General features: G+C 66.9%; 17 protein-coding genes and 2 pseudogenes. 13 read left to right on the forward strand and 6 right to left on the reverse strand.

The features are described 5' to 3' along the window. The first annotated feature begins 3 nt into the window (after positions 1-3). Complete coding sequence (locus WA670_RS32760) at positions 4-1,377, forward strand: acetyl-CoA carboxylase biotin carboxylase subunit (RefSeq protein ID WP_182895678.1); 1,374 nt, start codon at positions 4-6, stop codon at positions 1,375-1,377. A gap of 186 nt (positions 1,378-1,563) precedes the next feature. On the opposite strand, the gene WA670_RS32765 is transcribed toward WA670_RS32760, so the two are convergent. Then, positions 1,564-2,193, reverse strand: coding sequence for a TetR/AcrR family transcriptional regulator (locus WA670_RS32765; protein ID WP_182895679.1), 630 nt, complete (start codon positions 2,191-2,193; stop codon positions 1,564-1,566). A gap of 56 nt (positions 2,194-2,249) precedes the next feature. Between WA670_RS32765 and WA670_RS32770 the strand changes: the two genes are divergently transcribed. The 7 genes from WA670_RS32770 (at position 2,250) to WA670_RS32800 (ending at position 11,003) form a co-directional block, all read left to right on the forward strand. Further along, positions 2,250-3,887 carry a GMC family oxidoreductase gene (locus tag WA670_RS32770; protein ID WP_182895680.1) on the forward strand — a complete coding sequence of 546 codons (1,638 nt, stop codon included), beginning with the start codon at positions 2,250-2,252 and terminating at the stop codon, positions 3,885-3,887. Beyond that, positions 3,884-4,315 carry a hypothetical protein gene (locus WA670_RS32775; protein ID WP_182895681.1) on the forward strand — a complete coding sequence of 144 codons (432 nt, stop codon included), beginning with the start codon at positions 3,884-3,886 and terminating at the stop codon, positions 4,313-4,315. The genes WA670_RS32770 and WA670_RS32775 overlap by 4 nt, the downstream gene beginning before the upstream one ends. A 1-nt stretch (position 4,316) precedes the next feature. Continuing rightward, positions 4,317-5,807: an aldehyde dehydrogenase family protein gene (locus WA670_RS32780; RefSeq protein WP_182895682.1), complete on the forward strand. Its 1,491-nt coding sequence runs from the start codon at positions 4,317-4,319 to the stop codon at positions 5,805-5,807. A 138-nt stretch (positions 5,808-5,945) separates the two neighbouring features. Beyond that, positions 5,946-7,484: a flavin-containing monooxygenase gene (locus WA670_RS32785; RefSeq protein ID WP_336160103.1), complete on the forward strand. Its 1,539-nt coding sequence runs from the start codon at positions 5,946-5,948 to the stop codon at positions 7,482-7,484. After that, positions 7,481-8,521: an alpha/beta hydrolase gene (locus WA670_RS32790; RefSeq protein WP_182895684.1), complete on the forward strand. Its 1,041-nt coding sequence runs from the start codon at positions 7,481-7,483 to the stop codon at positions 8,519-8,521. The genes WA670_RS32785 and WA670_RS32790 overlap by 4 nt, the downstream gene beginning before the upstream one ends. 83 nt (positions 8,522-8,604) lie before the next feature. Further along, a complete protein-coding gene (locus tag WA670_RS32795) occupies positions 8,605-10,143 on the forward strand; it encodes a long-chain-fatty-acid--CoA ligase (RefSeq protein ID WP_182895685.1) in 1,539 nt (512 codons plus the stop codon). Continuing rightward, positions 10,140-11,003 carry an NAD(P)-dependent oxidoreductase gene (locus tag WA670_RS32800; protein ID WP_336160104.1) on the forward strand — a complete coding sequence of 288 codons (864 nt, stop codon included), beginning with the start codon at positions 10,140-10,142 and terminating at the stop codon, positions 11,001-11,003. Before WA670_RS32795 ends, WA670_RS32800 begins: the two co-directional genes overlap by 4 nt. Here the strand turns inward: WA670_RS32800 and WA670_RS32805 are convergent. Continuing rightward, positions 11,000-12,232, reverse strand: a complete 1,233-nt coding sequence (locus WA670_RS32805; RefSeq protein ID WP_237598531.1) for a PucR family transcriptional regulator — start codon at positions 12,230-12,232, stop codon at positions 11,000-11,002. The two genes, WA670_RS32800 and WA670_RS32805, sit on opposite strands and share 4 nt — an antisense overlap. 172 nt (positions 12,233-12,404) lie before the next feature. Here WA670_RS32805 and WA670_RS32810 point away from each other — a divergent pair, with 172 nt between their 5' ends. The 3 genes and pseudogenes from WA670_RS32810 (at position 12,405) to WA670_RS32820 (ending at position 14,399) form a co-directional block, all read left to right on the forward strand. Continuing rightward, complete coding sequence (locus WA670_RS32810; RefSeq protein WP_336160106.1) at positions 12,405-12,818, forward strand: nuclear transport factor 2 family protein; 414 nt, start codon at positions 12,405-12,407, stop codon at positions 12,816-12,818. A 702-nt stretch (positions 12,819-13,520) separates the two neighbouring features. Beyond that, positions 13,521-14,093, forward strand: a pseudogene (locus WA670_RS32815) (radical SAM protein); the annotation flags it as partial. A gap of 33 nt (positions 14,094-14,126) precedes the next feature. Continuing rightward, positions 14,127-14,399: a hypothetical protein gene (locus WA670_RS32820; RefSeq protein WP_182895718.1), complete on the forward strand. Its 273-nt coding sequence runs from the start codon at positions 14,127-14,129 to the stop codon at positions 14,397-14,399. A gap of 343 nt (positions 14,400-14,742) precedes the next feature. Here WA670_RS32820 and WA670_RS32825 read toward each other — a convergent pair whose 3' ends face one another. Further along, positions 14,743-14,976, reverse strand: a complete 234-nt coding sequence (locus WA670_RS32825) for a hypothetical protein (RefSeq protein ID WP_182895689.1) — start codon at positions 14,974-14,976, stop codon at positions 14,743-14,745. Positions 14,977-15,071: 95 nt separating this feature from the next. On the opposite strand from WA670_RS32825, the gene WA670_RS32830 reads away from it, so the two are divergent. After that, on the forward strand, positions 15,072-15,740 hold the full coding sequence (locus tag WA670_RS32830) for a hypothetical protein (RefSeq protein WP_336160108.1): 669 nt from the start codon (positions 15,072-15,074) through the stop codon (positions 15,738-15,740). A 220-nt stretch (positions 15,741-15,960) separates the two neighbouring features. Here the strand turns inward: WA670_RS32830 and WA670_RS32835 are convergent, their stop codons facing one another. The 3 genes from WA670_RS32835 to WA670_RS32845 all read right to left on the reverse strand — a co-directional run bounded on the left by WA670_RS32835 (position 15,961) and on the right by WA670_RS32845 (position 20,035). After that, positions 15,961-18,162 carry a hypothetical protein gene (locus WA670_RS32835; RefSeq protein WP_237598533.1) on the reverse strand — a complete coding sequence of 734 codons (2,202 nt, stop codon included), beginning with the start codon at positions 18,160-18,162 and terminating at the stop codon, positions 15,961-15,963. 46 nt (positions 18,163-18,208) lie between these two features. Then, positions 18,209-18,799 (reverse strand): GNAT family N-acetyltransferase, encoded by a 591-nt coding sequence (locus tag WA670_RS32840; RefSeq protein ID WP_182895692.1) that lies wholly within the window; start codon positions 18,797-18,799, stop codon positions 18,209-18,211. A gap of 573 nt (positions 18,800-19,372) precedes the next feature. Continuing rightward, the gene (locus WA670_RS32845; RefSeq protein WP_336160109.1) at positions 19,373-20,035 is read right to left on the reverse strand and encodes a hypothetical protein; all 663 of its coding nucleotides are present in this window, start codon (positions 20,033-20,035) and stop codon (positions 19,373-19,375) included. Between the two features lie 423 nt (positions 20,036-20,458). Between WA670_RS32845 and WA670_RS32850 the strand changes: the two are divergent. Continuing rightward, positions 20,459-21,031, forward strand: a pseudogene (locus WA670_RS32850) (radical SAM protein); the annotation flags it as partial. Positions 21,032-21,038: the final 7 nt, after the last annotated feature.

Genomic DNA, 21,038 nt, shown 5'->3' on the forward strand with positions numbered 1-21,038 from the left:
TTCGTGTTCGGCAAAGTCCTCGTCGCGAACCGGGGCGAGATCGCGGTCCGCGTCATGAAAACGTTGCGGCGAATGGGAATCGCCAGCGTCGCCGTCCATTCCGACGTCGACGCGGGCAGCCTGCACGTCCGGACGGCCGACGAAAGCGTGCCGATCGGCGCGGCCCCGGTGGCCGAAAGCTATCTGAGGATCGATCGCATCGTCGAGGCCGCGCTGTCCACCGGGGCCCAGGCGATCCATCCGGGCTACGGCCTGCTGTCGGAGAATCCGGAGTTCGCCCGTGCGTGCGCGGCGGCCGGGCTGGTCTTCATCGGCCCGAGCCCGGATTCGATGGAGATGATGTCGTCGAAAATCCGGGCGCGGGAGACAGTTTCGGCAGCCGGCGTCCCGGTCGTTCCCGGGTGCACCGAACCGGTTCACCCCGGACCGAAAGCGTTCGCGACGGCGGCGGCGATCGGCTACCCCGTCGCCGCCAAGGCCGCGAGCGGCGGTGGCGGGAAGGGGTTTCGCGTGGCCGGCGGTCCCGACGAACTCGCCGCCGCGGTCGAAGGCGCAGCGGGGGAGGGCGAGCGCTTCTTCGGCGACGCCACGGTCTACCTGGAGCGCTATCTCGAAGACCCGCGCCATGTCGAGGTGCAGATCATCGGCGACACGCACGGCAACATGGTCCACCTGTTCGAACGGGACTGTTCGGTCCAGCGGCGGCACCAGAAACTCGTCGAGGAAGCACCCTGCCCGCTGCTGACCGACGCTCAGCGCACCCGGCTGGGCGAGATCGCGGTGCGAGCGGCGCGAGCGGCGGACTACTTCTCGCTCGGCACCGTCGAAGGACTGCTCGCCGGCGACGACTTCTACTTCCTCGAAATGAACACCCGCGTCCAGGTCGAGCACCCGGTCACCGAACTCGTCACCGGCCTCGACCTGGTCGAGGAGCAGATCCGCGTCGCCGCGGGCGAACCGCTCGGCTTCGCCCAGCCCGGCGTGCGGATCACCGGCCACGCGATCGAATGCCGGATCAACGCCGAATCGGCCGCCAAAGGGTTCCGGCCGGGCCCCGGCCGGATCGAGAGGTTCGCCGCACCGTCGGGAGACCGGGTGCGGGTCGACACCGGCGTGGCCGAGGGGGACGCCGTGCCGCCCTACTACGACCCGCTGATCGCCAAGGTGATCACCTGGGGCGAGGACCGCGCCGCCGCCGCGGCGGCGATGCGCAAGGCCCTCGACGAGACCGTCGTCGAGGGTATTCCGACGCTGCTCCCGTTCCATCGCGCGTTGCTGGCGAGCGAGGAGTGGGAGCGGGCGGGCACGTGCCGCGATCTGGTCGCGGACCGGGCGTGGCTGAAGTCCACCGACGACTGGGCGGACCGGCGCGAATGACGGGTGCAATGTGCACCCCCGTGCGTTCGCGGACACCCCAGATGTGTGTGGCGCGCGCCGACGGCCATGTCGAACCATGGGCACCGCGCCGGGCGAGCGGTCCGGCGGACGGAGTTCGGGAGTGCACCCATGACAGGCAACGGAGCCTTCGCCGCCGCCGGACCGCGGCGGCCGGGCGGTCCGGGTTCAGCGCCGCGCCGAGCCCGCGGCGCTCATCGCGAGCGCCGACTCGACCCAGTCCCGGACCGGGGGAGCGACGGTGCGATCGCCGCCGTTCCACAGGTTCGAGCCGAGCACCTCGTAACTGGCGTAGCCGTCGATGACCGCCACGAGGTGGTCGCCGATCTCCCGCGCCCGGGACGTCGGCAGGCCGCGCGAATCCAGCGCCGCGCGCACGTGGTCCTCGACCGTCGAACGCCACGAGGTGAGGTAGTTGAGCATGTCTTCGCCGAGCTTGTCCGGGGAGCTGGCCGCTTCGGCGTAGAAGAACAGCGTGATCCGGGCGAAAGCCACCGACGGCCCGTCGAGCGGCAGGTGCGCGGTGAGGATGCGGACCAGCCGCTCGGCCGGCTCCAGTCCGGTCTCCTCGGCAATGGCCGCCAGCCGCTGTCCGGAGAGCCAGAACGTGTGCCGGAAGGCCAGCCGCAGCAGGTCGTCCCGGCCGCCGACGTAGTGGTTCAGCACGCCGGTTGACCAGCCGCTGCGGTCCGCGACATCGCGCAGGGTGACGGCGCCGACGCCGTCCTCGGCGACGATCGCCAGCACGGCGTCGGCGATCTCGGCACGCCGCTGGCGGTGGTCGACGATCTTCGGCATGCCCGTATTTAAACACAACCGTCTGACTTAAATACCGAGCAAGAGGGAGCGCGCCCATGACCGTGCCTGGCCCGTCTTCGCGAGACGGCGACGTCGACGCGCTGATCATCGGCGCGGGGCCGTCCGGAGCCACCGCCGCGCGGCTGCTGGCCGAGAGCGGGTTCCGCGTGACTGTCCTGGAACAGGGCGACTGGCCTGCCGCCGCCGACTATCCCAGCGACAAGCCCGAACGCGATCTGCTGGTCGCCGGTCCGTGGAATCCGAACCCCAACCACCGCGGCCGGCCGAGCGACTATCCGGTCAACGACTCCGATTCGGACGTCCATCCGCTCATGTTCAACGGGGTCGGCGGCAGCAGCGTCCTGTTCTGGGCGGAGTGGCCGCGGATGATCCCGTCCGACTTCCGGGTGCGCACCCTCGACGGCGTCGCCGACGACTGGCCGCTCACGTATGAGGAACTGGAGCCGTATTACGACGCTGTCGACGAGATGATCGGCGTCTCCGGGCTGGGCGGCAACATCGCCTATCCGCCCGGCTACGTGCCTCCCCAGCCGCCGCTGCCCATCGGCCGCATCGGCCGGATCGCGGCCGAGGGCATGAACAAGCTGGGCATCGGCTGGTGGCCGGGAACGTCGGCGATCCTGTCGAAGGGCGTCGGTTCCCGCGGGCCGTGCGCCCGCTGGGGGACCTGCGGCAGCGGCTGTCCCGAGGGGGCGAAGGCGTCCTTCGACGTCGCGATGTGGCCCGGCGCGCTGGCGGCAGGAGTCAACCTGGTGACCGGGGCGCGGGTCCGCGAGATCACCGTCTCCGGTCAGGGCCTCGCGACCGGTGCCACGTGGATCGACCGCGCGGGAATCGAACAGCACACGGCCGCGCCGGTGGTGATCTTGTGCGCCAACGGGATCGGCACTCCTCGGCTGCTGCAGTTGTCCGCGTCGTCGCGGTTCCCGGACGGGCTCGCGAATTCCTCCGGCTACGTCGGGCGCAACCTGATGATGCACCCGGTGGCGACCGTGCTGGGCGAGTACGAGAAGGACGTCGAGCCCTGGCTGGGTCCGGAGAGCCATCCGATCTGGTCGATGCACTTCGCGGAGACCGATGCCAGCCGGGGCTTTCGCCGCGGGGCCAAGTGGACGGCTGTCGTGCTCCAAGGCCCGGTGGGGCTGCTCCAGCGGTTCGCGGAGCTGCCGCTCGCCGAGCGCAGCGGCACGGCCGGGCATGAACTCGTCGAGCGGCTCTACGGCCGGGCGTTCGAGATTTCGGCGTCCATCGAGGATCTGCCCGCCTTCGACAACCGGGTCGTCCTCGACGCGGACCTCGTCGACAGCGACGGCATTCCGGCGCCGAAGATCCGCTACACGATGTCAGACGAGAGCAAACGCGCGCTCGACTGGCATCTGGACCGGATCACCGAGGTCCACGAAGCGGCCGGGGCCGTCTCCACCAAACGCGTGGACTTCGGGGGCGAGACCGGCTGGCACCTGCTCGGCACCGCCCGGTGCGGCACCGATCCGGCGACCTCGGTGGTCGACGGATACGGGCGGTCGCACGACGTCCCCAACCTTTACGTCTTCGACGGCAGCGTTTTCGTCACGTCGTCCTCGGTCAATCCGACGCCGACGATCACCGCCTTCGCGCTGCGCGCTGCCGAGCACCTCGTCGAAACCGCCGCCGGCCAAAGGATTCCGCTGTGATCGATTTCCCCGACGACCAAGCCCGCGCCGGCGCTGCACGCCTCGCCGACCTGTGGTTTCCCGGCACCGGACGGTCGCCCCGGCTGACCGCCCTGCCTGGCTACGCCGCTCTCGTACACCGCGCGCTCCAGGCCAATCCCGACCTCGCAGCAGCCTTCATCCAAGCCGCCGAGCTGGCCGCCGCGGCCGGCGAACTCTCGGCCGAGGCAGTCGCGGACTGGCCGGCCGAACTCGCCGAAGCGGCCTTCTATTTCCTGGCCAGCACCTACTACATGGCGCCCGAGGCACGCCGCGCGGTCGGCTATCCCGGCCAGGTCCGCAGGCCCTCGGCCGAGGCCACGCCCGACCAGTTGCTCGACGACGACCTGCTCGCCCCCGTGCTGGCGCTCGGCCCGACCTACCTCCCCACCCCGACCGAAGGATCCTGAGATGACCCCCGAGAAGATCCTCGCCGACGCGCAGCGGCGCATCGACGATCTGGCTCCGGCCCTGTACATCGGCGGCGGCTTCGTCCCGAGCACGAGCGCCGAGACGATCGAGGTGACCAATCCCGGCACCGGCGCGCGGCTGGGGGTCGCCGCGAACGGCACCGCGGCCGACGTCGACGCCGCGGTGTCGGCAGCGCGCACCGCACTGCCCGCCTGGGCGCGGACGACGCCCGGAGCCCGCGCCGAGGCGCTGTTCCGCTTCGCTGACGTCGTCGACGAGCACGCCGAACTGCTTGCCGCGCTCGAAGCGCTCAACGTCGGCAAGTCCTATGCGTACGCCACCTACGAGATTCCCCTGATCTCCGACTGCTTCCGCTTCATGGCCGGAGCCGCGCGAACCGCTCAGGCCCCGGCACCCGGCCAGTACGTCGCGGGCCAACTGTCCTATATCCGGCGCGAACCCGTCGGCGTGATCGGCGCGATCACGCCGTGGAACTTCCCGTTGCTCATGGCGGCCTGGAAGATAGCGCCGGCGCTGGCAGCGGGGAACACGATGGTGCTCAAGCCGTCCGTGCTCACCCCGCTCAGCACCCTCGTCCTGGCCGGCCTCGCCACCGGGGTCCTGCCCGACGGCGTGCTCAATGTCGTGACCGGCGCCGGCGCGACTGTCGGCCGTGCGATGAGCCACCACGACGGCATCGACATGATGGCGCTGACCGGCGGCGTCGGTTCGGGCCGGCAGGTCGCGGCGGGCGCCGCGACCACGGTCAAGCGGGTCCATCTCGAACTCGGCGGCAAAGCGCCCGTGGTGGTGTTCCCGGACGCCGACCTCGACCTCCTCGTGCAGACGCTGATCGCCGTCGGCTACGGCAACGCCGGCCAGGACTGCGGCGCCGCGACGAGGGTGATCTGCCACGAGGACGTTCGGGACCGGCTCCTGGAAGCGCTCACCGCGGCCGCCCGGCAGCTGCGCAGCGGGAACGCCGCGGCGGGCGAGGAGTTCGAACTCGGACCGTTGATCAGCGGGGCCCATCGCTCCCGCGTCGCGGCGATGGTGGACCAGGCGCGTCAGGACGGCGCCAGGGTCGTCCTCGGCGGCGAAATGCCCGCAGGCCCCGGCTTCTTCTACCCGGCGACGATCCTCGCCGACGTCGCTCCCGGGACGGAGATGGCGCGCGAGGAGGTGTTCGGCCCGGTGATCTCGGTGGAGACGTTCGCCGCCGAGGCGGAGGCGCTGAGCAAGGCGAACGACGTCGAATACGGTCTCGCGGCATCGGTGTGGACCCGCGACCAGGCCCGCGCGCTCCGGTTCACCGAGGAACTGGCGTTCGGCTCGGTCTGGGTCAACTCGCACCTCAGCTTCGCCAGCGAAATGCCGTGGAACGGCTTCGGGAAATCGGGCTACGGCCGCGACAACTCCGCCTACGCCCTCGACGACTACACGCGCACCAAGCACGTGATGCTCCCGATCGGAACGCCGGACGGCTCCTGACCGCCGGGCCCGGTGCACTCTGCACCAGACCCGTCCCCACGACGCCACTGATGTGCGTGGCATCGGCCATATCCCTTGGCGCAGCATGACTTCCTGGCCGGACGACCGGCCTGAGCAGATCGAGACGAGGAGCTCACCATGGCCGGCAACGACGCCCGCCCCGAGGCCGCCGACATCGTCATCATCGGAGCAGGGGTCTCCGGCGTGGGATCGGCGTGCTACCTCAGGGACGCCTTTCCCGGCAAGAAAATCGTCGTGCTCGAAGGGCGCGGCCGGATCGGCGGCACGTGGGACCTCTTCCGGTATCCCGGTGTCCGCTCCGACTCCGAACTCCACACCTACGGCTACCAGTTCAAACCGTGGAGCCACGAGCACGCGATCGCGGACGGGCACCTGATCCGCGAGTACCTCGAAGAAACCGCCGCCGAGCACGGTGTCGACGACCTGATCCGCTACCATCACCAGGTTGTGTCGGCCGACTGGTCCAGCGCCGAGGGCGCCTGGACGTTGCAGGTCCGGGTCGCGGTCCCCGGCCAGAAGCCGAAAACTGTGCAGCTGAAGACCAAATGGGTCTACGGCGCCACTGGCTACTACCGGTACGACGAGGGTTTCGCGCCTGGCTTCGAAGGTCGCGAAGACTTCGAGGGCGACATCCTGCACCCGCAGTTCTGGCCCGAGGACTACGACTACGCGGACAAGAAAGTCGTCGTGATCGGCAGCGGCGCGACCGCCGTCACCATGGTTCCCGCGATGACGACCGGCCCCCGCGCGGCCGAACACGTCACGATGCTGCAGCGCACCCCCACTTACATCATGACGCTGCCGCGCATCGACAAGATCTCCCAGGCGCTGTACCGAATTCTCGGGCTGCGGCGCGGATACGCGGCCACCCGGTTCAAGAACGTGTGGCGGGACTTCTTCTTCGTCGGGTACATGCTCAAGTTCCCGAACTCCGGGCGGAAACTGATGCGCAACCTGACCAAGAAGGCATTGCCGAAGGGCTACGCCGTCGACACGCACTTCAACCCGCCGTACAAACCCTGGGAACAGCGCCTGTGCATGACTCCCGACGGAGACTTCTTCAAGGCGATCTCCGCGGGCAAGGCGTCCGTCGTGACGGACACGATCGAACGCTTCACCAAATCCGGCGTCCTGCTCGCCTCGGGAGGGGAGATCCCCGCGGACGTGATCGTCACTGCCACCGGGCTCAACATGCGCATGTTCGGCGGGATCCCGCAGACGGTCGACGGGCGGAAACTGGACGTCGGTTCCTGCGTGACCTATCGCGGGATGCTGTTGTCCGGCCTGCCGAACTGGTCTTTTGCCTTCGGGTACACGAAATATTCGTCGTGGACGCTCAAGGTCGGCCTGACCGCGCAGTACGTCATCCGGCTGATCCGGCACCTGGACGCGCACGGCTACACCAAAGCCATGCCGGTGGCCGAGCCCGGAATGGCCACCGAACCGCTGCTCGACCTGAACGCGGGCTACGTGACCCGCAACGCGGACAGCATGCCCAAGCAGGGCACCAGGCTGCCGTGGCGGATGCTCACGTCGTACCAGGCCGACAAACGACTGCTCAACGGCCCGCTCTACGACGAGCATCTGCAGTTCAGCTCCGCCGGCGACCAGCAGGCGGCCCGTGCCGCCTCCTCGAGCAAGGAGCAGGTGCGATGAACACCGCGACCACCACCCGGATCTCGGCCGGGGACTGGGTACAGCGACAGCTCGGGATCGGTATGGGCAAACTCCCCCCGTCGCTGGTGAAGCGACTGGTCAAGGTGCCCGTGAACGCGGACGGCGAGCAGATGGCCCCCGAGATCGCGATGCTCATGTCCGTCGTGGCGAAAGCCCCCGATTTCAGCGACCTCAGCCCCGTCGAGGCGCGCGCCGCCGAACTGAAGGACGCGGCGATCTACGGCGAGCGCCCGCTCCCGATGAACATCGTGGAGGAACTGCGGTTGCGCGGCGGCCTCGCAGCGACCCGGTACCGCGCACGCGCCTCCTCCGCCGGGCTCATCGTGTTCTTCCACGGCGGCGGGTTCGTGCTGGGCAGCCGGGCGGTTTATGACGGCCCGGTGCGCTTGATCGCCCATCACACGGGTATGGACATCCTGTCCGTCGAATACCGCCTCGCGCCGGAAAACCCTTATCCCGCACCGCACAACGACGCGATGGCAGCCTGGGAGTTCGCCGTCGCGCACGCCGCCGAGTGGGGCGTCCCGGACGGTCGCATCGTCGTCGCGGGCGACAGCGCGGGAGGGAACCTCGCGGCGGTTCTTGCTCAGAAGCTGCGCGATTCCCGGGTGAAGCCGGCACTGCAGGCGCTGATCTATCCCGTTACCGACCTGGTCGGCTCCCGGCCCTCGAACCGCGAGTTCGCCGACTCGCCCGCGCTGACCGCCAAGCAGATCGCGTGGTTCACCGATCACTACCTGCCGCCGTCGGTCGAACGCGCCGACCCGCGCGTGTCGCCGCTGTTCGCCGAAGACTTGACCGGACTGCCGCCCGCTCTGGTGACTGTCGCCGGTTTCGATCCGCTGCGCGACGACGGCCTCGCGTTCGCCGCCAAGCTGACCGAAAGCGGCGTCCCGACGCAGCTGGTCAGGGAACCGGGCCTGGTGCACGGCTACCTCTCCTACACCGCGCTCAGCGCGACCAGCCGGGACGCGGTCAGGCGCGTCGCGTCCGCCATCACGTCGGCCATGGCCTGAACGCACCCCGATGAACCCCGGGCCGGGCGCCGGGATCGCACCCGCCGCCCGGCCCGGACACCACGCCGCCGACTGGAGCCGCCATGCTGAACCTTTCCGTCCTCCTGGAGGACTCCGCCCGCAACCATCCCGACAGAACCGCGCTGGTGCTGGACGAGAAGCGCATGACCTACCGCGAGGTCGACGCTGCGGCGAGCCAAGTGGCGAACCTCTTGGCCGAGCGCGGCGTCGCATCGGGAGACAAAGTCGCTCTCAGCTGCCCGAACCGGCCGGAGTTCGCGATCGTCTACTACGGAATCCTCAAGGCGGGCGCGATCGTCGTGCCGCTGAACGTCCTGCTCAAGCGGCGCGAGATCGCCTACCACCTCGCGGACGCCGGTGCCGTCGCGTACTTCTGCTTCGAGGGCAGCGCGGAACTCCCGATCGGTCAAGAGGGGCGTCAAGCATTCGACGACGTCGCCGCCGTCGAGCATTTCTTCCTGATCGCCGCCGTCCCGGAGACGAGCACGGCCGCGGAAACGTTGCACGAGGCTCTCGCCGGGCAACCGGAAACGTTCGAATCCGCCGTCACCGAAGCGACCGACACCGCGGTGATCCTCTACACCTCCGGCACGACGGGCCAGCCGAAAGGCGCCGAGCTGTCGCACGGAAACACGATGCTCAACGTGCTCACCCTGAACCGGATACTCCGGAACCGGCCGGCCGGCGACAGCCATGTGGTGTGCTTGCCGCTTTTCCACACCTTCGGCGCCACCGCCCAATTGCACGCCGGCTTCTCGACCGCGGCGACGCTCCACCTGGTGCCCCGTTTCGACGCCGGCCGCGTCGTCCGCCTGATGTCCGAAGAGGACATCACCTTCTTCGCCGGCGTCCCCACGATGTGGTGGGGGCTGCTGCGGGAGCTGGGCCCTGACGTCGACGTCGCCCGCATCGTCAAGAACCTGCGCATCGGAATGTCCGGCGGCGCACCCCTGCCGGTCGAGCTGATCAAGGAGATCGACGCCCGGCTCGGCGTGCGGGTCATCGAGGCCTACGGGCTGTCCGAGACCTCGCCGCTCGCGACGATCGGCGATCCCGGCGCCCCGCCCCGCCCCGGCTCCATCGGCAAGCCGGTCTGGGGCGTTCAGCTGAAACTGATCAAGCCCGACTGGACCGAGGTGACCGGTCCGGGCGAGGTCGGCGAGATCGCGGTCCGCGGGCACAACGTGATGAAGGGCTATCACGGCAGGCCCGAAGCGACCGCCGACGCCATCCGCGACGGCTGGTTCCGCACCGGCGATCTGGCCCGTCGCGACGACGACGGCTGGTACTACATCGTCGACCGCGCCAAAGACATGATCATCCGGGGCGGGTACAACGTGTACCCGCGGGAGATCGAGGAAGTGCTGCTGACCCATCCGGCGGTGTCCCTCGCGGCTGTCGTGGGCGTCCCGCACGACAGCCACGGCGAAGAGGTCAAGGCGTTCGTGATCCCGCGCGACGGCGCCGAGGTGACGCCGCGCGAGCTAGTGGAATGGAGCAAAGAACAGATGGCCGGCTACAAATACCCGCGGCTCGTCGAGATCGTCGGCTCCCTGCCGACGACCGCCACGGGCAAGATCCTCAAACGGCGGCTGCGATGACTCGCCCGCCCCGGCACGATGTGGCCGTGCTCGGCTGCGGATTGATGGGATCGGCACTGGCGCGGAGGTTCGCGTCCGGCGGCCTCGCGGTGACGGCGTGGAACCGCACGTCGCGCCGGGCCGAGGCGCTCGCCGCCGACGGCGTCCGTCCGGCCGCGTCCGTCGAAGACGCGGTGGGGAGCACCGGACTGGCTGTCGTCTGCATGTCGGATGTCGACGCGTCCCGGGCCGTGCTCGCATCGGCTTCCAGCCTCGCCGGGCGCACAGTGGTCAATCTCAGCGACGGAACCAACGACGACGTCGAAACGCTGGCGAGCTGGGTAGGAGAGCAAGGGGCTTCGTTCCTGGACGGGTCGACCTTGTGCTATCCCGACCAGATCGGCGAACCGGGTGCGATGGTGGCATTCTCCGGCCCGTCCCCGGTGTGGGCGCGGCACGAGCCTGTCCTGATGCTGCTCGGCGGGCGTTCGCGGCACGTGTCGGACGAGATCGCCGGCGCGAAGGAGCTGTACCTGGGCTGCGGCGCTTTCTTCGTGACCGCGATGAGCGGGTTCGTCGAATCGGCGGCGTGCCTGCTGCGGCGGGGCCGGACGCTCGAGGAAGTCCGGTACGCCACGCTGCACGGCATCGAGGTGCTGCGCCATGCCGCCGAGGAGGCGGCCGCCGCGATCGAGTCCGGGCGGCACGACACGGACCAGGCGACGATCCATGTGTTCGCCGAGGGCGTCCGGAGGGCACTGGGAGAGCTGGAGAGCGCGGGCGTCGACTTGTCGGTGACGACCGCGGTGTCGAAGAAGCTCGACGCCGCGGAGCGCGCCGGGATGGGGCGCCTCGGGTTCTCCGCGCAGGCGTTGCTCTAGGCCCGCTGCTCGCCGCTCTGCAGCTCCACCAGGGCCAGTGCGGTGTCGACAGCGGCCGGGTTCCGCGCGAGCGGGCGCGGGAGCAGTTCGTCCACCCGGACCAGACGGCGGTCGATCGTGTTGCGGTGCGCGAACAACCGGTCGGCCGCCTTCGAGATGTTGAACTGTTCGGCGATGAAGACCCTGACCGTGTCGCGCAGCACCCGGTCGGCGGTCGCCAGCTCGCCTAGAGTGTCCGCGACGAACTGACGCGCCTCGGCGAGATCGTTGGTCAGCAAGGAGACGAGCTGCACGTCCTCGAAATGGACGGCACGGCATCCGGACCGAAGGCGCGTCAGCAGCGACTGCGCCGCGTCGGCGTCGAGGTGGCTGCGCCGGAAGCCGTGCACGTCCGGTGCCGGCCGTCCCAGGGCGATCCGCACGTGGGGGACATCCGCCACGATCTGGTCGAGGTCTGTTCGGGAGGGCGCGGAACTCCCCGGAATCCACATCCACAGCGTCGTCGTCCCCGCGACGAGCGTCAGGCGGCGCGCGGCGCCCGCGGCGCGCATGACCCGCTCGGCCGCGTCCTCGAGGAAGGCGAGCTGATCGGGGGAGTCGCCCCAGAGGATCGCCGCCACATGATGCCCGGTGAGCGCGTAGCCGAGCTGGGCTTCCGCCCGGGGCCGGGTGATCGGGGCGCCGCGGAGCAGTAGTTGCACAGTCGCCAATCGCTCGCTTTCCGGCCCCTCGGCAAGCTCCGCCCGCGCCTCGTCGATATACGCCGCGACCGCGGCCATCGAGTCGTCCACGTACGTCACCAGGGAATCGCCGGATATCTCGACCAGCTCGCGAAGCTCGTCCTTGTCGTCGGTCGTGTCGAAGCAGAACCTCAGCCACGCGGACCAGTTGACTCGCTGCGACGCCCGCCATGCCTCGACGTCGTTCGTGTCCATTCCGCGGAGCGCGAGGTCGCGCGCGTAGTGCCGGGTGTCGGGGATCATCGCCGTCTCGACCCGGCAGCCGGGATCGTCAATGTTGGCGATCAGCCAATGGGCCAAAGTGGACGCACAGTATACACGGTCCATTTCGGACAAAATCGGGTCTTGTGCGAGGGCGCGCTCGCGCAGGCTCCGCTGGCCCGCGGCCCACATCTCGTGCGCGATCTCGGCCTGGTGCACCTGCATCTTGGCCGCGGCGGCGCGAAAAAGCTCGCGCGTCCGCTGGCTCCGTTCGTCCTCCGCGTCCACGGTTGCCTCCAAACCCGAGCCGGACGAACAGCCTAGGCGCAGAGGCGGCTGCCGTCACGAGTGCAGAGTGCACCGAACCGCCGGCCAGCGCGGTGTTCCTTGGTGTAGGTCGCTGCCCTTGACGCGAGCAAGGTGGTGTGGCCAGCCAGCCGCTTCCCGAGGAGGAGAACCCGTGTCCAGTGCCAAGCTCGCCCGCTACGTCCAGCGGATGAACGAGATCTGCGCCGCCGTCGCTGCCCACGACCTCGACAAGGTGCTCGAGTACTTCGACGACGAGTGCGTCGTCGTCAACGGCGCAGGCGGGACAGTCGGCGACAAATCGGCCCTGGCTCCGGGATTCGAGGAAATGTTCGCGACCTTCCCAGACTGGACCCCGCGAGTGGCGGCGTCCTTCCTGGAGGGCGACACCATCGGCGTTCTTTTCGAAGTGACCGGAACAGCCGGTGGCACCGGCCCGAAAGTGACCTGGATCGGCACCGGCTACTCCACCTTCGACCCGGAAACCCTGAAGATCGTCCGCGACGTCTACTTCATGGACGAGGCGGCACTGGAGCAGAAGATCAACGACGCCGCATTGACCGGCTGACCGCGGGCAGGCCCAGCAACCCCGCCAGCTCTATCGCACACCGCTGCGGACCAGCAGCTGGGATACCTGACGAACCGCCGCAGCACGGCAGGTCCGCAACGTGTGATCGTCGACCGCGAACGCGATTTCGAAGCTGAGGCCCCATGGATTCCTGCCCCGCGGTCTCACCGCCGGGCGGGAGGATCGGAGGGGCACGGGCGGCCAGTTCGCCTGTGCGTAGGCGGTGGTCTCCATGAGTGCGGAAACGGGCGTTTTCAAACGCTGCGGTTGCCGAGGCGCCGACGGCCGGATCCTGGGCAGCTGATGTCGTCGATTGCGGGCGCGGGGTCACGGGAGCTGGTATTTCCGGGTGGGGAAGCCGCCGCGTCCGGACGGGCGGAGGCGGAATGTTCGCCGGGGCGGGTTCTCGTCGCAGTGCGCGGCGCGGCAAGCACGGGCCTGCTTGTGCGATGCCGGCGGGAGAGCGTTGTCGGCCGCGACTAGCACGGGCGGACAGGGGCAGCAGTTGTGGCTGGACGCGCGGGTCGGGCCGGGCGCGCCGACGTTGCGCAGCTACCGCCGGCACGTCCGTAGGTACCCCTTTCCGTATGCGGGGCGACCAGCTGCTCGGGGGAGTTGGGCAGCTGTGACTCGCTGCACATCGACGAGAATTTTGTGTGCTTTGAGCTGGGTGAACGCTGGCTGTTTCGATGTTGTAAACGGGTGGGGATGGGCGAACCTCTAGCTAACTATCGGAGGGTAGTCAACGCGGTACGGAGGATCACCGAGCCTGCGCCGTCGGGTTTGGGGATTGGTCAGCGTTCGGTGACGGTGTCGACGGTGGGTTTGGCTCCGGCGATTCGGAAGCTGGCGGACGAGCGGATGCAGGTTCGTCTCGCGGTTTCCTTGCATACGCCGGACGATGAGCTGCGGGACACGCTGGTGCCGGTGAACAACCGCTGGTCGATCGACGAAGTGCTTTCCGCTGCGCGGTATTACGCCGACACCTCGGGTCGGCGGGTGTCGATCGAGTACGCGTTGATCCGGGACATCAACGATCAGCCGTGGCGCGCCGAGTTGCTCGCGAAGCGGCTGCGGAAGCACTTGGGCCAGCTGGTGCACGTCAATGTCATTCCGCTGAACCCGACGCCGGGCAGCAAGTGGGACGCGAGCCCGAAGCCGGTGGAGCGCGAATTCGTGCGGCTGGTGAACGCGGGTGGTGTTGCGTGCACGGTGCGGGACACGCGTGGTCAGGACATTGCGGCGGCGTGTGGACAGCTCGCTGCCGAAGGTTGAGTTGTTGGTTTCGATGTTGGAGTGTCTGTCGTGATGTATGCCCCCAGCCTGTTGGAGCCGGCTGCGGAGGAGTTGCGGCTCGCGGATGTGTGCGGCCGTGGTGCCACGGAGGTGGCGCGTGAGGCGCGGTCGTTGTTGGGTGAGCGGTTCAGTTCGGTGACGTTCATGTATGTGCTGATGCGGGCGTTCGAGGTCGAGTACACCGCAGCGCGGGACGCGGCGCTGTGGCATGAGTTCCACAGTGGGACGCGAGCCCTGTCGGATGATGACCTGGAGAAGCTGCTCGCTCCCTGGCTCAGCCGCTGATCTTGGCGGTGCTCGCTGTAGCTCGTCTTCGGCGACGCTTGCCAAGTTAGCTTGCCCGGCATGTATGAACAGCACGGGCCGGTCGGTCTGCCTCGAGAACGTGGATGCTATTCGGTCACCTGAGTCGGTTCCAGAGCGTGTGTTTGGCGAGCGCGGAGAGTATCTCCTTCTCAAGCGTTCGTGCTGTCGGGCCATCGGCGGAGACGGCCCACGAGACGTGCAGATTGGCTCGTTCGAAGGCGAGCACGCCCCATTGCAATGCGCGACGGGCGTGGCCGCCGTCGACTTCGCGGATGCGGTCGTGCAGCCATTGCGAGTCTGCGAGTGCGCGGTCGAGGACGACTTAGCCGAGGCCGCTTGCGAGGGCTTTGCCACGTGCGTAGACCGTTAGGCGCCCGCGAATGCCTTTACCATGGCGTTCGCCGGCCATGCCGACGTAGACCAGCTCGCCGTCGGCCCCTTCACGTGCTAGGTAGACGCCAGGCACAAGCGGTGCCAACTCGTGAGCTGCGGAGAAGGGTGCCCAGTCCGACCAGTCAGCGAGCCGGTGGACGATCTCGAGCGCGGTCGACTTCACTTCCGCAGTATGACGGTTGCGCACGGCTCCAACGGGTCAGCAAAAGTCGACGTGTCTTACGTGCCAGATGACCAACCTGCGGCCACCCTGGGGCGATGGTTGCTGCGACCTTCGAGGAGAAGACCTACGAAACCGCGTATAACGCGGATCTCATCGCGGGTGCGGGCGGCAACTGGCGGGTCTTCTCGCCTGGACAAGTCCTGGAGAAAGTGACTGGCTTCGACGTCGCCGCGGATCCTGGTCCCGAGCATCTGATTTGGCGAGTACTTCGGGTGCCTCGTCCTCGAGGTCTGTCGCTCATGCCGTCGCATTGGGCATCATCGCGATCCGGCGTGCCGAAGGCGCGGGAACTGCCAAGTATGCCCCTGAGCCTGATTCTCCAGTTCAAACGGCCGGAATACCTCTATGGTTCGCGAGCTGCCCAGCGACGGCTGTGGCACGGTCCTTACTACCGGTTTTCTCGCAGCACAGAGCAGCACTCTGTCTTGAAGAGGCTGGAGTCGAAGCTCGCTGACGACGCCATCGTGCGATACGCATCGCCAGCTTTTCATACGTTGGGGGAGTTAGAGGAGGCGCAAATGGAACGAAAAGTAATTGCGCTATCCGGACACGTGGCTCCCAGTGTTTTTGGGCGACATCGGGTGTGGACGTATAACGCGGCCGGCACGTATGGGCGCGGAAACCCGGCAGGCAGGGCGCGGCCTGTTGAAGCATTCGACGATCTGTTCGCGTCGTTGATCGGCGTTTCAAGCGGGCGTGGATAGATGGTCAAGTATGACGACATAATCGAGCATGTCGCGGTACTTGCGGATGCATGTCGACATCGAAATCGGCAGTTGCGTGGCGTGGTGGCCGAATGGGCTGCAAGCTTACGCAGGGTGGACATCCCGTTGAGTTTGATACCCCAGTTGTCGGACTATGCAACTGTGCAGACATTGACAACGTGGTATGGTGCCGGATGGTGGATCTTTGATCGGCGTGACGTCAGTGTTGGGGCGGGTTGAATAGTCGACGCGCTTGAGTGAGTTCTTCGGGTGTGAGGCAAGGGTCGCCAATGACTGATAGAAGAGATGTATCCCAATCGCGCAGGCCGTCGCGGCGTGGGGTAAGTAATACTCCGACGGATAAAAGGTTCGCAGGTCTATCTAGGCCCTCCCAGAGTTCGTGATGCCGGAGCAGCATCCAATACTTGAAGTTGTTTGACGTAGCCTCGTCGTATTTCGAACACACGGCGAAGCCGAGTTGTGGGCCGTCTGCTGCGCGGAAGATGCGTGATCGCCACGCGACGGTGCCCTCGTCGGCGTCAGCCACTGCCGACAAGCCGCCGAGTAGATGCCTGCCGAGGTCGGTTCGGTGGCCGACGGGAAGGCTGTCGATGGCGGCGAGGACGGTGACTCTGTCCTTCTCAGGTCTGTTGTTCAGGGGGCTGTGAGCGATGTCTTCGCAGATGATGCGGACGAGGCCGTGGGCTTCGTTGTCGTCGCTGCCGGCGGGTGCGGTAGGCAGGAGTGGGGCTGACACTTGGGAGCCGGTTGGGCCTAATTGCGGAACAGGAGGACCGGGTGTCGCGGCGGCATCTTCCACGGCAAGTTCGTAGTACCGTGCGGGCTCGTCGCCAAGACGTGCCGTGGAGGTCTCTACCCGATCCAGGTACCCGAGGACGGCGGCGGTGGAGCGCAGTTGCTGGAACAAGAACTCCCAGTCGCGTCGAAGCAGTACGACGACCGGAATCCGCTCCGCTGGTGGGGTGATCGGGCAGTCGTCGGGTGGTGCAGGGTGGTCGATGATGACGACGCCGGTCCAAGTGATACGCGGCCCGTCGATGTCGATGGCGCGTCCGCGTCCGTTGGTCATGATCGTGGTGATCGCGGACAGCTGGCGGGCTGTTCCTCCGACTTGCCGTGCAGCTTCAGCGATCTTCTTGCCGAGCCAAGATCGTTCTTTATCGGGCGTGCCGGGTTCGGCATCGCGACTCTTGACCTGCGTTATGAGACCGCGGTCGCCAACGACGATAAGGCCATCGCTGATCTCACGCACGCCGCCGCGGCCCTTGCGCATGCTCATGGGTGATAAGACGAAGTCCGGAAGGCCCCAGGTCGCGGCCGCGTTCCGGGTGGCGCGTTCGGCGGCGTAGCCGCGCGGTGCATACGGACTGAGCGTCGTGGCTTCGGGGATCGATCGCTCGAAGACGCCTTGCTGGGTTTTGACGAGGAATGTTGACGTCCGGTCGTCGGTGACGATGCCGATCCCGGAGTCCGACTGGGCGAGGTCCCGGAGTTCCTCCTCGGTCCATGCGCGTGCCGATCGGACGGCTTCGATCCAGGGGGAGGGGCTGTCGCTATCCGGCGTGATGGCCTGGGCGACTGGGAGATCGCCGGTCACCTCTTCGAACGCGGCGATGAACATCGTCACCGTCCGGACGACTTCGTTGAGTCCCTCGTCCAACGCGCTCGGGCTTTGGTCGGCGCCCGATGGAGTGTCGGCGAACGAGATGTCTATGAAGCTGTTGGGCATGACGGAGATTTCTGCGTCTTGGGAATAGCCTGCCAGCGTGTAGCGCGCGAGTACCTTGTCGGGGGCAGCGGGACCAGGTGCGCAGGTCTCGACGTGTTCGATTGTGACAGGTGCGTCCACGAAGAACTCCGGCTCACCCGGGGTCACCCAGGCGCCGACTTGGTTACCGTCGTAAAGGAGGTCCGTCCACAGCATCAGCTTCGTGAGGCCGGCACGCAAGGTGAGGACGAAGGGAGAGTCTTCGTCTTCCCAGAATGGCTGAGACCGAACCACGAGGCTCGCCAAGTCGTTCGGTATACCGTCGAGGCAGCTCTCGTGTAGTAGGAGGTTGAGACCCTCGGCTGACGCGGCGATAGGGAAGAATCGGGGATTCTCTGGCCTGCGGATGCGTCGGATGGCCGAGTATATCTCCAGCGCTCGAGATATGAGCGAGTCGAGTGCGGCCCAGAGTTCGTCGACGCAGAGTTGAAGCTTGGCGGTCAGGGCTGCCTGTGCACCATCCGGCCACTCGGCTGTGACGCTGACGACGCCTGTGCCATTGTCGTTGGTTGACACAGACAGATCGAAGAGGTCATCGTCGAGGAGTTGTGCCCACGAGTCGGTCATGGACTTGCGCGCGTTCTTCGCGCTTTCCACATGGTCGCGCGCTTCGGGGTAGTGTTCGCCAATCATCGCTTCAGTCTCAGTCGGGGCGTTTTCTAGGAGTTAGCTAAGATTGTCAATTTGCGTGGGCGGTAACTCTTTTGATCGGCTTGTAAAAGTAAAATGCCACGTCGGGGTGTACGCCGAAGGGGAGCCAGTTCTTTCCCAGGAGGTCGGGGAGAGGCTGCCTGTCTTCAAGCACGGTGAAACCGTGTGTCCTGTAGAACTTCCGGAGCGCATCGGTGTTCAGGTCGGTCGTCACATTGCCGAACCACACGCGGGTGCCGCGTTCGCGAAGTACTGTCTCCATGTGGGCCAGCATGGCGCCGCCGATACCTTGACCGCGCATCTCGGGTTCGACGGCCATCAAGTCAAGCTCGCTATGCTTGTCCAGCACACTGCGATAGTCGCGGTCTTCGGGCAGTGGGAACTTCGAGGAAGCCTCAGGTCGGAGCATGCTTACGCCGGCTGCCAGCTGGGTCCTGCAGCTTGACGCGGCACCGAGGAGCTTGCCGGATTCCGGGGAGCGGTACTGCACGACGAGCGGGGCGTACATCCCGTCGGCATCGGTCATCGGAACCGCCGTCGGAGCGATGTCGTCGAACACGCGGTGGAACAGGGCCAGCACGTCCGCGCGTTCTTCGTCGGTGTCGGCGTGCGTAATCATGAATGAGTCGTCGCCGCGGCTGTCGGCGTCGTTACGGGGAGCGAGAGCCGTTACCTGGTCGTGTCGTGATCGTGGCGGTTGGACGGCAGCGGTCTTCGGGCGCAGGCAATGAGGCTAGCCTGCTGAGCAAGCCTTACGGAGCCGTACCTGTATTTCTTGGTGCGTCGTGGCCAGGCTTGGAATGGCCACGACGCACCTGTTCGCATTTTTGGCGCGATGACGTGCTATCTGCCGATGAGGTGGGCAATCGCGTCATAGCCCGCAGCGGCGACCAGCCCAGCAGTTCCTGAGGCCAGCCAACGGAATCGCTCGAGGGATCGTAAGCGGGCCTCATGGTCAGCTCGCTCAGCAGCGAGGAAGTCAGACGTAGCTTCCATCTTGGCGAGGCGGCGCAGGTTCTTTCGGCCGAGTGTCACGTGAGTGGTGTTTGCGGCGCACGATGGGCACCCTTGTGTGGGCTTGGGCATGAGGAATCTACCCTTTCGGGTTATTCCTGGTACCCATCTCCAGGCGACCGCGTGCGTGGGACGTGCCCAACTCACACCGATGCGGTGCGGGTGCTTGCGTCCGACTTTAGCACTGCGGGCCTGCGCGGGGGATCCATCGGTCATGTGGCGGGAGGTAGATTTTCGCGCGCCACGCGAGGCGGTACTCGTCGGGGACGGTCTCGCTCTCCGGAGCCAAGCTCTCCGCAGGCCCTGCGGGCACTCGTTCTGGCGACATATCGAGAAATTCCGACGACGGCAGAGCCGGAGGAACCGCAAGATCCACGAGATCGGCCGAGTCGAGTCTGGTATGGCCGTGTTTGCATCCGACCTGCCACCATCGGGTGAGCCCGTCAAAGCTGTCGGCAAAAGCCCAGTTACACACGCCATGTTTAGGCTTGCCGCTCGATGTTCTGCCGACGAAGTATATCCGGCTGCCGCCACCGTGAAGTGCGAAGCAGTACACCCGGGCGAGTAGGCAGCCCTTCTCGCGGCAACGCACGGCCACCTGGGGAACGGACGTGCGTCGACGTGGGCTCATGGCCTGTAGCTGCGACGCGTACCAGTCGTTCACCTTCTGCCATAGCGCGAGTTCGGCTGGCCATCTCACCGACTTCGTCCATTGCTTGAATTCCTCGAAGTCAGCTGGGTCTTTCGAGCGAAACCATCGTTCGTTGAGCTCCTGGCGTCGTTCGTAGCCTGCCGTTGCTTCCAGTTCGGCCTGCCACACCTCACGTGGTTCGTGGATCATCGGTCCAGCTCCCGGGTCAAGCCATCGCAGTCGTGCTCAGGCGAGTGCCAGATCGGAAGGTACGCCGAGGGCGTAGCGGCAGGCAACGAGGTGTCTGTGTGAGCGGCTGCGGTCGCCGGCACCTGGCGAGGGCGATCTTCGAGGTCCGGAGCCGCACTGGTCGCTATGTCGAGCCTGTTAGAGGATGCCAGACAGGCCCGGTACTCGATTCCGCGCAGCTAGTGCGCAGACGTCAGAGTTCACCTTGCTCAGGCCCCCAGTGACGTCGAGATTTACGAGCGCCTGACGTCGAAGAGCACCGACACGGCCACGCAGGCTCACGGTTGCATCGAACGCAGCTACCGTGCAGGTCTGATTGCGGTCGACGAGGGTGAGCGCGTGAACTCTTTTAGTCAAACTTGCTGGTCAGAGTGTTGTAAGAGGGTAGGCATGGGCGAGCCGCTGGCGAACTACAAGCGTGTGGTGGCTGCGGTGCGTCGGATCACGGATCCCGCGCCGGGTGGTCTGGGTATTGGGCAGCGTTCGGTGACGGTGTCGACGGTGGGGCTTGCTCCGGCGATTCGGAAGCTGGCGGACGAGCGGATGCAGGTTCGCTTGGCGGTGTCGCTGCATACGCCGGATGACGAGCTGCGGGACACGTTGGTGCCGGTGAACAATCGTTGGTCGGTGGACGAGGTTCTTTCGGCTGCGCGGTACTACGCGGACACTTCCGGCCGTCGCGTGTCGATCGAGTATGCGTTGATCCGGGATATCAATGATCAGCCGTGGCGGGCGGAGTTGCTGGCGAAGCGGTTGCGGAAGCATTTGGGCCAGTTGGTGCACGTGAACGTGATTCCGTTGAACCCGACGCCGGGTTCGAAGTGGGATGCGTCGCCGAAGCCGGTGGAGCGCGAGTTCGTGCGGCTGGTGAACGCTGGCGGCGTGGCGTGCACCGTGCGGGACACGCGTGGGCAGGACATTGCTGCGGCGTGTGGCCAGTTGGCTGCTGAAGGCTGAGTTGTTC

This window comes from Amycolatopsis sp. VC5-11, assembly GCF_037034185.1.
GTDB lineage: Bacteria > Actinomycetota > Actinomycetes > Mycobacteriales > Pseudonocardiaceae > Amycolatopsis > Amycolatopsis nivea.